14 protein-coding genes are annotated in these 11,523 nt (G+C 36.8%); 3 read left to right on the top strand and 11 right to left on the bottom strand.

Annotated features, from left to right (window positions below; all coding sequences use genetic code 11):
• Positions 1 to 96: 96 nt before the first annotated feature.
• The 8 genes from U8521_RS05100 to U8521_RS05065 form a co-directional block, all read right to left on the bottom strand.
• Positions 97 to 882 (bottom strand): tyrosine-protein phosphatase, encoded by a 786-nt coding sequence (locus tag U8521_RS05100; RefSeq protein ID WP_334352066.1) that lies wholly within the window; start codon positions 880 to 882, stop codon positions 97 to 99.
• The gene (locus U8521_RS05095) at positions 879 to 1,634 is read right to left on the bottom strand and encodes a CpsD/CapB family tyrosine-protein kinase (RefSeq protein WP_334352065.1); all 756 of its coding nucleotides are present in this window, start codon (positions 1,632 to 1,634) and stop codon (positions 879 to 881) included. Before U8521_RS05095 ends, U8521_RS05100 begins: the two co-directional genes overlap by 4 nt.
• A gap of 4 nt (positions 1,635 to 1,638) precedes the next feature.
• Positions 1,639 to 2,415, bottom strand: a complete 777-nt coding sequence (locus U8521_RS05090; protein WP_334352064.1) for a YveK family protein — start codon at positions 2,413 to 2,415, stop codon at positions 1,639 to 1,641.
• 469 nt (positions 2,416 to 2,884) lie between these two features.
• The gene (locus U8521_RS05085) at positions 2,885 to 3,406 is read right to left on the bottom strand and encodes a PadR family transcriptional regulator (RefSeq protein ID WP_334352063.1); all 522 of its coding nucleotides are present in this window, start codon (positions 3,404 to 3,406) and stop codon (positions 2,885 to 2,887) included.
• 48 nt (positions 3,407 to 3,454) lie between these two features.
• A complete protein-coding gene (locus U8521_RS05080; protein ID WP_334352062.1) occupies positions 3,455 to 3,991 on the bottom strand; it encodes a phenolic acid decarboxylase in 537 nt (178 codons plus the stop codon).
• A gap of 576 nt (positions 3,992 to 4,567) precedes the next feature.
• Entirely contained in the window at positions 4,568 to 5,386 is an 819-nt protein-coding gene (locus U8521_RS05075; protein ID WP_334352061.1) for an SPFH domain-containing protein, read from the bottom strand.
• A gap of 15 nt (positions 5,387 to 5,401) precedes the next feature.
• Entirely contained in the window at positions 5,402 to 5,725 is a 324-nt protein-coding gene (locus U8521_RS05070; protein WP_334352060.1) for a toxin-antitoxin system HicB family antitoxin, read from the bottom strand.
• A gap of 137 nt (positions 5,726 to 5,862) precedes the next feature.
• Positions 5,863 to 6,675, bottom strand: coding sequence for a glycosyltransferase family 8 protein (locus tag U8521_RS05065; protein WP_334352059.1), 813 nt, complete (start codon positions 6,673 to 6,675; stop codon positions 5,863 to 5,865).
• Between the two features lie 104 nt (positions 6,676 to 6,779).
• Here U8521_RS05065 and U8521_RS05060 point away from each other — a divergent pair, with 104 nt between their 5' ends.
• A complete protein-coding gene (locus tag U8521_RS05060) occupies positions 6,780 to 7,190 on the top strand; it encodes a peptide deformylase (RefSeq protein WP_334352058.1) in 411 nt (136 codons plus the stop codon).
• 119 nt (positions 7,191 to 7,309) lie between these two features.
• Here the strand turns inward: U8521_RS05060 and U8521_RS05055 are convergent, their stop codons facing one another.
• Entirely contained in the window at positions 7,310 to 8,965 is a 1,656-nt protein-coding gene (locus U8521_RS05055; protein ID WP_334352057.1) for an Nramp family divalent metal transporter, read from the bottom strand.
• A gap of 26 nt (positions 8,966 to 8,991) precedes the next feature.
• Positions 8,992 to 9,432, bottom strand: coding sequence for a universal stress protein (locus U8521_RS05050; protein ID WP_334332128.1), 441 nt, complete (start codon positions 9,430 to 9,432; stop codon positions 8,992 to 8,994).
• A 389-nt stretch (positions 9,433 to 9,821) separates the two neighbouring features.
• Here U8521_RS05050 and U8521_RS05045 point away from each other — a divergent pair, with 389 nt between their 5' ends.
• Positions 9,822 to 9,977, top strand: coding sequence for a hypothetical protein (locus tag U8521_RS05045; protein WP_334332127.1), 156 nt, complete (start codon positions 9,822 to 9,824; stop codon positions 9,975 to 9,977).
• Between the two features lie 15 nt (positions 9,978 to 9,992).
• On the top strand, positions 9,993 to 10,664 hold the full coding sequence (locus tag U8521_RS05040; protein WP_334352056.1) for a metal-dependent transcriptional regulator: 672 nt from the start codon (positions 9,993 to 9,995) through the stop codon (positions 10,662 to 10,664).
• Positions 10,665 to 11,149: 485 nt separating this feature from the next.
• On the opposite strand, the gene U8521_RS05035 is transcribed toward U8521_RS05040, so the two are convergent.
• On the bottom strand, positions 11,150 to 11,398 hold the full coding sequence (locus U8521_RS05035) for a Mor transcription activator family protein (protein ID WP_334332124.1): 249 nt from the start codon (positions 11,396 to 11,398) through the stop codon (positions 11,150 to 11,152).
• Between the last annotated feature and the right edge of the window lie 125 nt (positions 11,399 to 11,523).

Below are 11,523 nucleotides of genomic sequence, written 5' to 3'. Positions count from 1 at the left end.
AAAACAAAAGGTATGTCCCCCCGTGAATACAGGGAACATACCTTAGTAATTTAAAAAATATAATTTTGTCTAACTTTTCTGTTGCACTTCATCATTCTAAAACAACCAAAACTTTTTTCTTTTCTTTGATAAACTAGATATTTTAATAAAACTTACATTTTCCACGTCTTCACCATTAATAACACTTCTTGCATTCAAATTGAACAGTTCAGCTTTACGAACTCCCTCTTCTTTCTTTAGCTTCTCAAAGGCTTCTTTCATCAAATACCTACGTCCTTTAAAATTATGTGCATCCGAGGAAAAAACAAAACCCAAATTTGCCTTAATTATATTCTCGGTTAATTCTTGCACATGCTTACCAAAAACACCCAAATAGCTACTACTAGTTAACTGCGTTAAACATCCCATTCTAACAAAATCATAAATCTTATCAGGATTTTCTTGAAAACCATGGTTTCTTTCTGGGTGGGCAATAACTGGTGTAATGCCTCTAGTTGTTAAATCAAATATCATATCAGCTGTATACTCTGGAACCCCACTGTGTGGTAATTCTAAAAGTAAATATCGATTGGTTTCATCCATAAATAATACGTCATTTTGTGCAATTGCATTCATTAATTCGCCAGTCAGATGAACTTCCTGACTAGCAAATACAGTTAATGGTATTCCCTCTTTATCTAAAGCTTGTTGAAACTCATCAGTCTTTCTAATCACATCTTGTTTATGATTAGTATATTCTCCATCCATATGGTGGGGAGTAACCAGACTATTAGTGATTCCTTGATCTACAGCTGCCCTAGCCAAATCTAATGACATCTGCATATCTTTGGAACCATCATCAACGCCTGGCAATATGTGGCAATGCAAATCAATTAATTTCATTTCTCTTTATCAGCTCCATAATATCCGCCATAATAACCACCATAGTATCCACCATAATAGCCTTGTGACTTTTGTTTTGTAACACGATTCATAATTACACCTAAAATATTGGCGTGAACTGTATCTAATAATTGCTTAGCGTGAGCAACTCCAGCTTTCTCAGCAATTCCTTGAGGTACGACTAAAACAACCCCATCAATTTGTGCTGAAAGAACCTGTGCATCAGTAACAGTATTTACTGGTGGGGCATCCATGATTAACAATCCAAACTTATCTTCAAGACGTGTAATCAAATCTTTAGTTCTCATACTACCTAAAAGTTCTGATGGATTTGGTGGAATTGGACCACTAGTAATTACATATAAGTTTTCAACCATTGTAGGTTGAACGATATCTTCAAATGATGCATTTCCCAGTAAATAACTTGATAAACCGACACGATTGCTTACATTGAATGTCTTATGAATTGTTGGACGACGAAGATCAGCATCAACTAATACAACTTTTTCTCCTTGTTTAGCCCAAGTTACTGCAACATTATTGCTTACCGTTGACTTGCCTTCAGAAGGTGCAGAAGAAGTAAACAAAATTGAATTAAGTTTCTTATCAACTGATGAAAATTGAATATTAGTTCTAATTGTATTAAATTGTTCGGCAATAGTACTAGTAGGATCATCATATGTGATCAAACCGACACCATGTTTCAAACTATAATTATCTAACTTAGTTGTCTTCTTTTTAAATAATCCCATGTTCCTAAACCCTTCTATGATTTCTTGCTGAATTATGAGTATTCAATTTAGATTGAAATTTCTTGTGTTCAACAGTTCTTTCAATATCCTTTTGATCAATTTCTGTTACTGTACCTAAAGCTGTTAGTCCTAAATCATCCGTTAAGAATGTTTCATTTGTTACGGTTCTATCGGTTAACTCACGAATAAATGCTAATGCCACACCTAAGACCATTCCTAATACAATACCAGCCAAAATATTTAAAGTCTTTCTAGGGCTAACCGGCTTTGTATTTGTAATTGCTTCTGAAACAATTGATACATTATTAACACTCATTATTTTAACAACTTTTTTCTTAAAAATTTTTGCTGTTAAATTTGCAATGGCTGCCGCCGTACCTGCATCAGTTGACTTTGCAGTAACTGAAAAAACTTGTGAATTTTGAGAATTACTTATCGATAAAGAATCTTTCAGTGAACTCATAGACCCTGGATATCCAGGATAAGATTTAACTTCTTTATTAACGCTCTTTAAAACAGTAGGACTAGTAATGATATCTTTATAAGTACTAATCATCTGAACGTCAGCCTGAACTTGTTGAAATTGTGCTGATTGCATGTCTTCTGACAATTTACGATTTACTAAAATTTGTGTGGTAGCGCTGTACTTCGGCGTCATTACAAAAAAAGTAAGAAACGCTGCGGCTAATGTCACAACGATTGTTGTCCCCAAAATTGCTTTTATATGTTTGCGTAGGATGCCGACAATTTGCATCATACTAATTGTTTGTTCTGATTCCACTTCGTCCTCCGAATATATAAAAATTATTATAAATTATATACATAAAAATCCCAGCTTATTAAAGCATGTATAAAAAGTATAGTCCACTTGTTCTTTTGGAACAATAAATCTTGAAAAATTTAACATTTTGGTAACGTTTACTCGAAAAAATCAAGTATTTGCACTTTTACTCGGAGTTTTATTCTACCCTGTTGAGTTTTCAACCTCAATATACGAATCTTCAAGTTAAATCAGATATGCGTGATGGCTATAAAATATCTTGGTCAATTTTCTTTTTCAAAATCCCACATCTAATAAAATAGCAAATTACGCTGTACTCTAAAAATGCTTTATGCACTACAAATGACATGTACAATGACATACGTTTCGACATTTCTTCGTGAAATTCTTCATTAATTTTGTCGTGTTTCTTCCTATTATTAGTATCTTTATAAGAGAGTTAAATTTTTCCAAGCAAAAAAGACCTGTACTAGACAAGTCTTTTGAGATTATTCTGGAGCCAAGCAATATGATTTTTTTCGCGTTCGATAGCCCGTGTCAAAATCAAATAGTGGCCATAATTTTCGCTTATTTGTTGCTCATCAAAGAAGACAGTTTCCAAGCGTTTCTGTAAATGAGCGTATTTGTCCTGATTAATTGCGAGTTCCTGAGTGAGTAAGTGTTCCATCAAGGGATCTCTTTGATCACGGATAAAGTACAGTTTTAGAGAAAATAGATTGTCGTCGTCATTCAAGGGTTCTGCCAACCAAGCTCGTAAAGTGGATTGTCCTAATTTGGTTATCAAATAGTAGGTCGATTTACCATCGTCTTCATCCTCTAGCCAGCCGTCTGTTTTCATGCGAGCTAGTTCGGGATAGATCTGGCTATGTGAGGCATGCCAAAATTCGCCAACTTCATTTTTGAATTCTTGGCTGATTTGGTATCCTGACAATTTTCCCTTATTATTTATTAAACCGAGCAATACGTACGGCAATATCCGTCTCTTAGGCATAATTCCTCCAAAAAAATGATATACGTCATCCACGTATACCATTCTAATCTATTTTTTGATTCGGTTATAGTCTTTATCGAAATATTTACCATTTCTTATATCGTCAGGCATCCCTGCATATGGTGCTTCACTGATAACGTCTTCGTTGTCTTGTCCAGCATCACCCATGTAAGTGATGTTAGCAAATTCTGGGACAACTAGTTTTGGATAAGTTTCGTATTTTTCGCGTGACTCTTCCATTAAATCAATATGTTCATTTTGATATGTGACAGTTATTTCTGGATGTTCCTCAACCCACTTTGGGAAGAAGATGGTTCCATGGAGTTTCTTCTCGTTAGGCATAAAATCGAGTGCCACGTCGGTTCCAGTTGGTTCGGTCCAAGAAATTTTGTAGATGCCTTCTGTCAACATGACGATGTTAGCTTCTTGATCAGTCACCCAGCGGCCACCAACCATGCCACCGTGAATGCGGTAGTCAACGGTATGGTCGTTTTTGGCGTACCATTCATATTCCCAACCGTTATCGTAAGTGTAAATAAAGTGTGTTCCTAAAAAGTCTTCTAAAGTTTTAAATGTTTTTTCCATGTTTAAGTGTCTCCTTATGTCGTTATCGACAATTAATAGTATATGTCGATATAGACATATAGTCAAGAATTTTATTTTGGCATAGAAAAAAAGACCAATCAGCAGGATTGATCTTTTATAAGGAAATCTGTTTTTCAATATACTGAATTCGAATAGTGCTAAGCTATAAAGCCCATTATAATCAAAGTATAGTCATGTTTTTGGAGAGTAGTTATCTTCATTGGCTTAGTGGCTTTCATAAACGAACAGTTGTACCCCCTCGGTCAACTTTGGTGAAATGGAGGGTTAACTATGAGTGAAAGGATGCGTGGCGGTGAGTCTTGAATGAACTCTCAGAGTTCTTAGTCCAATTGGGCGTTGCATCGATTCTTTATGCGATTGCTTATTGGATATTCAAAAAGGCTAATCCAAAGGATTAGCCCATCACCAAAACTATTCGATGTCATGATTGAGATCACGGGACTTACCCTCCTGTGGTCTCTTTTCGGTTACATCCATATTATAATGGATGGCCTTACGTTTCGCAATTGTATTGGTCTTAATGGTTTATTCTTGTTTGATATAAGTTTTATTTAATTATTTATTACTCATCTGATTCATTACTTGTGCTGTAACTGGTATTTCGGAGAACTTGCCGATTGAATCTTTATCCATAACTACAGTATTGGTTGGTGAATCGGCTAAATTGGCAAAAGCTTGAATTTGTTGGGCGGTGAAGTATTTGTTATCAGCTGAGGCTAACATTTCGTTTAGTTTCTTGATTTCATAAGCTTTGGCATCAGCTCTGGCGATTGTGGCGGCAGCTTCGGCTTTAGCTGTAGAAACAGTAGCGTCGTTTTTGGCTTTGGTTTCGATTTCGATACTTCTGGCTTCACCGTTAGCTTTAGCGATGGCAGCGGTCTTTTCACGGTCGGCTCGGATTTGTTTCTCCATTGATTCAGTGATTGATGCTGATGGTTTTAACTCGTCGATATTGACACGGTCGACTTTGATGCCGTAAGTGTTGGTTAAATCTCCAATAGCAAAGGCTAAATCGGCGTTGATTTTCGAGGTTGAACCTAAGGCTTCATTTAAGTCGATCTTACCGATGATGTCTCGTAAGTGTCCACGGACTAATTGGACCATTGATTCAACGGAATTGCTGTTTTCGTATTCGAATTTTCTGGCGTCTGTGACGTGATAATTTAAAGTGACGTTGGTTTGTACCTCGGCGTTATCTTTGGTAATAACGGAATAACCTTGTAGGGCTAGCGGTATCATTGCCAGGTCCACGATTCTGATTTTCTGAAAAATTGGGACGTAAAAATTTAATCCGGCTCTGACTTCGCGGCGGTATTTCCCGAGGGTCTCGACTAAGCCGACATGATTTTGACGTACTACTTTAAATCCTAACATTGTTGCGCCTTCTTCTTATTTTATTTCTTGGATGGTGAGGATGTTGCCGTTGGCTTTGATGACTTGGTAATTTCTGGCGTCGTTGACAGCATCGTTTGCCAACAGGTCATAGCGATAGTAGATTCCTTTGACTTCGATCAGATCATTTGCCATGTTGATCTTATCCCCCTTCACGATAGATCCGACGATTTGGCGTTGCTCGAGGTTATTGGTTGGGACTGCTTCGCTTAATTTGGTGACGATATAGTTGTTGATACTACGATTGTCACGGCTGGCATCCTCTGCTATCCGGTCGTATAAATCTTTGTCTAATCTTAATGCAATCGTTTTGTCTGCCATGCTTCTATTATATCATTTTTATATCATTGTGATATCACTTTGATATACGTTTTGTTAATATTTTAATAAACAAAATAACAGCGCCTATTCTAGTCTGTGTACTGAATAGATGCTGTTATTTACATAAGAATATTTTTTTAATGTAAATTTTTGGCAACGTGGGCATAGTGTTTATAAAGTCCTGAATATCTTTCTTTATAGTCGGCCTTCCAAGGTTTGTCTCTTCCACAGAAATGGAGGATGGCAGTGTGTTCGATCACCCAATCGATATCCCACTGGCCATTGCTTTTGGCATAATATAATGGATTCATTCTGGCGTCGTAATTGTAGATTTCGTCGGGGATTTTTTTGATGTGTTGGCCGTATAGTCCGTTTAAGATGTCTTGGTCTGGTAAGAATAGCGCTAAGTTCTTAATTCTGATGTAGCCGTAAATATCTTCAGCTTTGACGTGTTCTCTTTCGGCTGGCAGATTCATCAAAATAACTCCGGAATTAAAGTAGCCGTTGGTGTCATAATTTCCTAAACGAATCTTATTGAGTGAATCAGTCACGTCCAGTGCCACGTGGCTGGCGGCAGCATACCAATAACCGTCAAAGTCCATGTTGTAGAGGCGTTTTAAGTCATTGATTACTAAAACATCAGTATCCAGATAAAGAACGCGTTTGAGGTTCTTAGGTAGGTATTCATAAGCCAACAGTCGATAATAAATAGTTTTAGGATAGCGGTCGGTCACTGGTGCTTTATCAAAGTGATCGTTGGAAACTATGATTGGGTGATAGGTCATTTTGAGTTTTTTGCAAAACTGAATTATCCGTTGGGTGTGGGTCAGTTTCTTATCTTGGATCACATAGACGGAAAAACTTTTGGCGGTGGTGTTGCATTTGATGGAATACAGGGTGGTCAAGAGTTGGTCGACTACGCGGTCATCGATGGCAAATAGTAGGTTCATTGGATTTCCTCCTTTGAATTGTTTACTACTTCTATTATAACTTTTCCGTTGAATTCGGCGACTATTGTCTCGTATAATGGAAACAATTATATGTGAGGTGCAAAATGATACGACCTATTAATCACGATCAGAACTTTTTACAACAAAAAGCACAACTGGCTACTAAAAAAGATTTAGCGATTGCTCAGGATCTTCGGGATACTTTAAAAGCTAACGCGGAGAACTGTGTTGGTATGGCGGCTAATATGATTGGCGAAAATAAGCGGATGATTGTCTTTTCGTTGGGGTTAATGGCGGTGGTGATGATTAATCCTACTATTATAAGTAAGAGTGATTCTTACTCGACTTCTGAAGGTTGCTTATCTTTAGAAGGTCAGCGGGAAACTACTCGTTTCAAGAAGATTACTGTTAAGTATCTTGATACTGATTTTAATGAACATACGCAGGAATTCAGCGATTTCGTGGCGGAAATTATTCAACATGAAATTGATCACTGTGATGGAATTTTGATATAAAAAAATGGAAAGCCGCTGGCTTTCCATTTTTTGGTTTTGTTGTATCAATTGTTTTGTGTGATGGGAATGAAACAGTTTGCTACTTTAACCTTTCGTTCCTTGTTTGTTACTTAAAATTATTATCTTTGTTCTGAATTTCTTTCAGCAGTTGCTTCTTTATCGAATTCTTCTTCTGAACTTGCTGAAGCGGACATTTTAGCTAGATGTTCATATGTTGATGTAACATTTTCTTTTGCTAGAACGTTCTTTAATCTTTCGTTACCTTTATGCATATCTAAGATTGTCCAAATTAATAGTGCTAGAACTGCGGCAATCAATAGATAGGCGATGATTGTTGCTTGTAGTGATTGACCTGATGTGATGTGGTCACCATAGAAAGCTTTGATTTGGTCTGGTAGACCAATCAAGTTTAGAACTGTCAATGCAATTACTGATAACCAGCCAAAGAATTTGATCCAGGCAGCATTCTTGAACTTGTTACCCATTTCTGTGGCGCTATCTGTCATTAATAGTAATGGCAACATTGAGAATGGTAAGGCGAAGGCTAAGAAGACTTGTGAGTTATTCATTAATGTATTCAAAGCTTCGTGCTCGTCAATGGCACTCTTACCACTTGTTAACATAACACAGATTAAAACTGGGATAACTGAGATCAAACGTGTAACCAAACGACGTAACCAGAGAGGCATTCTCATGTGGACGAAACCTTCCATGATAACTTGTCCAGTTAAAGTACCAGTGATAGTTGAATTTTGACCTGATGCAAGCAATGCAACAGCGAATAATGTTGATAAAATACCTGACTTGGCAACGGCAATCAAAACTCCGTTACTCAAGGTTGATGTATCTGAAAGTGCTTGGTACAAACCGAAGAATGATGGATCTTCAACGGCACCACTCTTGAAGACGGCAACACCCATGATAAGTAGTAAGGCGTTAACGAAGAATGCAGCTGTCAATTGGATATTTGAATCCCAAGCTGAGAAACGAACGTTTTGTGCAACTGATTTTTCATCAGCGTGATCAACTTTTCTTGTTTGTGAAATAGCTGAATGTAGGTACAAGTTATGAGGCATAACTGTGGCGCCAATGATACCTAAAGCTCCACTTAGAGGTGTTTGTCCACCAATTGTAGGGCTAGTTGCGAAGGTCTTACCTGTTGGAATGAATCCTGCGAAGACGCCACCCCAATCTGGGTTTGATAATGCAACTTGATAAACGAATACGAATAAAATGACAAGAATTAAACATACAACGATAGCTTCGATTTTTCTGAAACCAATCTTTGTTAGAAGTAGTAATACCAAAACATCACCAACGGTAATGAATACGGCGATTACTAATGGAATATGGAATAGTAAGTACAAAGCGATGGCACCACCAATAACTTCGGCAATATCAGTCGCCATGATAGCTAACTCGGTTAAAATCCATAAAACGATACCTAATGATCTGCTAGTTCTAGCACGAATTGCTTGCGCTAGATCCATCTTACTCACGATGCCTAGTTTAGCAGCCATATATTGCAACAACATGGCAATTAAACTAGACAAAAGAATAACTGACATTAATAGATATTGGAAATTTTGTCCACCTGTGATAGATGTTGACCAGTTACCTGGATCCATATAACCAACAGCAACTAAAGCTCCTGGTCCTGAATAGGCGAATAATGTTTTGAAGAAACCTTTTCCTTTTGGTACATCAACAGTTCCGTTGATCTCTTGTAGAGAAGGACCGTTAGCGTACTCGATTAATTTATGCTTTTCAGCCATATTAATCTCCCCTTATTTTGGATTTGTTAGCGAATAATCATTACTGAGATAGGTGAATACTTCGCCATATATGCGGCTTGGGAACCGAAATATTTTTTGATACCTTTTTTAGATAATGAACCAATTACTAGAAGATCAGCTTCAGCTGCTGGAATGACATCTTTAACGATTGTCTCGCCGGGATCCCCTTCGGCCACCATAAGTTCAACCTTTTTAACTCCGGCTTCCAAAGCAACTTTGCGATATTCCTGCATATGTTGTTCTAGTTCTTGACGCTCACCATGAACATAGTCACGAGTAAGTGCTTGATAGACATTCATATCGCCACTTTCCAAAACAGAAGTGATGATCAATGTGGCATTGTCTCTGATACAGCGACGCATTGCATATCTAAATGCTAATTGAGCATCGGCAGAATCATCAACACCAACTAGAACACGTTCAAATGTGTTGTTTTGCTTTGACATTGGTTTTTTCCTCCAATTCTTTTTTAAGACAAGTCGTACTCGTCTTTTCAAGGAACATTCTACCCCTTTTTAAATCTATGTAAACTATTTTTTAAGGCTACCTAATAAAAAAATACATTTTTGCAATTTTTTGAAAAAATTATAGAAAGCGATTACGTGCCCATTTTAAAGCCTTTTGGTGCTATATTATGTGATATATAATTTTTAAATTAACCCCTCCTTAACTATTTTCAATAAAATAAATATGTTATATTAAATCCGTTAACAGCAACGTTATAACCGTGCGTAATTATATTAATAATACAATTCGTATATAATATAGCATTCATATAACTTTATAATCATTTTTGTTAGGTACGGCTAACTAAGTTAACGAAAGGAGGTTTATTATGCGTAAAGAAACCCATCAAGAAGTGTTAGATGAGATCAACAGTGAAGAATTCGTTACCAATAATTGGTTAACATCTGAAGTTTTGGTTGGTATGTATTCACATATTTTTACTAATTCCCTACTATTAGATGACTTGATTTTCAAAAATAGATAGAAGTGGTGAACAACAATGAATGATCTGAATTTTTTGAGATTGATTTTTGAATTAGGCGGCAGCTTCCAAAATGTGAACAATATTGATCTGGCGATCAAGGCCAATGTGAGTAAGGCTTCGGTTTCTGATCGGACGCAGCATTTATCAAAGTTAGGTCTGGTTAAATACAAGAAATATTACGGTTCTAAATTGACTAAAAAGGGACTGAATGCCGTGATTCCACTCGTTCAGCAGCATCGATTACTCGAAACCTGGCTCTATGAAAAACTGGATATTCCATTGAGTGACGTCTATGATAAGGCATCTACTTTGTGCGAAAAGCCTGATTTATTGTTGATCGACCGGCTGAATACTTATCTAGATTATCCTCAGAATTGTCCACATGGAAACGTGATTCCTATCAACACACCAGTTCCCGAATTTTCCAAATATGATTTGTTGTCCAATCAATCCATTTCCACGTCTACTTTTAAGATTATCAACTTTACTGAGGACGATAATTTATTCAAGATTTTGAGTAATATCGATATCAAATTAGGTGATGAATTGCAAATCCTAAATATCAACGATTACGACCATTCGATGGTTGTTTTGAATCGTCGTAATAATTTAAAACAAATCCTTCCGAAAAATATCACCAAAATGATTCGTATCGAGACTGTCTTGAGCAAAGAAAAAAGCGTTTGAGTATGCATGATTAATAGAAATCACGCGTTGTCAAACGCTTTTTTTTGCTTTTTTGAGTGGGATAAGTATGTCGTCCTCCATAGCAAAGCCGATTTTGGCTGGAACGTGGTGGGCACGACTTGAAACTACCGCAAAGTGCGCGGCATTTCCAAGCTCGGCCTTTTACGTAAGCGCTGAAGCGCTAAGTAAAATTTCACCACTGAGCCAAATCGGCTTTGCTATTCCGGTCTAAATAACGGATCTATGGTTTATTTATTTTCTACTCTTTTAGGGATAGGTGTTCTATTCCTTATTTGATCTGATATTCTGATACGTTATTCTGTTTCACATTCTAGTCAAAATGGATATGGTACTGATTACGAAAATAGGATATTACTAAGGTTGCAATACATTGATGCAGTCTTAGTAATATCCTCTTCTTTTTATTTGACCCAATATAGTCAATAAAGTGGTTAACTTCCTATTAGGAATCGACGGACTATTCCCTACTTTATTGCCTGTTTGATCCATCTTGGTGAATAGCCGTACTTGCGTGACAGATCCATTACTTGGTCTGGTTTGACGTTCATTGCTTTGAGTTTCTTTTGTAATTTCTTAGCATCATATAAGCGCATTGGCAGCTGCAGTTGTGTACCGCCATAGCTTTGGCGAATCTTTAGCATGTTGTCTACTCCTATAATCTCGGCCAAACCTTGATATGAATCACTTAGTAATTCTGATTCTATTTCTTTCATATTAGCCGCCCCCTTTTATAAAAGATTCTATAATATGGGTGCGTCACTATTTGTCGTTCTGGGTATTTTTTTGAAATTTTATTTTTTTATCGTTACAAGTAATTACTTAATTACCATTTTCATAA

It is taken from the genome of Companilactobacillus miaonis (assembly GCF_036913615.1).
Lineage (GTDB): Bacteria > Bacillota > Bacilli > Lactobacillales > Lactobacillaceae > Companilactobacillus.
This window is presented reverse-complemented; position numbering and strand designations above follow the sequence as displayed.

What these genes read in the sequence shown, in the direction of transcription:
- U8521_RS05100 (WP_334352066.1), bottom strand. Translation starts at nt 882, where the DNA reads ATGAAATTAATTGATTTGCATTGCCACATATTGCCAGGCGTTGATGAT.
- U8521_RS05095 (WP_334352065.1), bottom strand. Translation starts at nt 1,634, where the DNA reads ATGGGATTATTTAAAAAGAAGACAACTAAGTTAGATAATTATAGTTTG.
- U8521_RS05085 (WP_334352063.1), bottom strand. Translation starts at nt 3,406, where the DNA reads ATGCCTAAGAGACGGATATTGCCGTACGTATTGCTCGGTTTAATAAAT.
- U8521_RS05080 (WP_334352062.1), bottom strand. Translation starts at nt 3,991, where the DNA reads ATGGAAAAAACATTTAAAACTTTAGAAGACTTTTTAGGAACACACTTT.
- U8521_RS05075 (WP_334352061.1), bottom strand. Translation starts at nt 5,386, where the DNA reads ATGTTAGGATTTAAAGTAGTACGTCAAAATCATGTCGGCTTAGTCGAG.
- U8521_RS05070 (WP_334352060.1), bottom strand. Translation starts at nt 5,725, where the DNA reads ATGGCAGACAAAACGATTGCATTAAGATTAGACAAAGATTTATACGAC.
- U8521_RS05065 (WP_334352059.1), bottom strand. Translation starts at nt 6,675, where the DNA reads ATGAACCTACTATTTGCCATCGATGACCGCGTAGTCGACCAACTCTTG.
- U8521_RS05060 (WP_334352058.1), top strand. Translation starts at nt 6,780, where the DNA reads ATGATACGACCTATTAATCACGATCAGAACTTTTTACAACAAAAAGCA.
- U8521_RS05055 (WP_334352057.1), bottom strand. Translation starts at nt 8,965, where the DNA reads ATGGCTGAAAAGCATAAATTAATCGAGTACGCTAACGGTCCTTCTCTA.
- U8521_RS05050 (WP_334332128.1), bottom strand. Translation starts at nt 9,432, where the DNA reads ATGTCAAAGCAAAACAACACATTTGAACGTGTTCTAGTTGGTGTTGAT.
- U8521_RS05045 (WP_334332127.1), top strand. Translation starts at nt 9,822, where the DNA reads ATGCGTAAAGAAACCCATCAAGAAGTGTTAGATGAGATCAACAGTGAA.
- U8521_RS05040 (WP_334352056.1), top strand. Translation starts at nt 9,993, where the DNA reads ATGAATGATCTGAATTTTTTGAGATTGATTTTTGAATTAGGCGGCAGC.
- U8521_RS05035 (WP_334332124.1), bottom strand. Translation starts at nt 11,398, where the DNA reads ATGAAAGAAATAGAATCAGAATTACTAAGTGATTCATATCAAGGTTTG.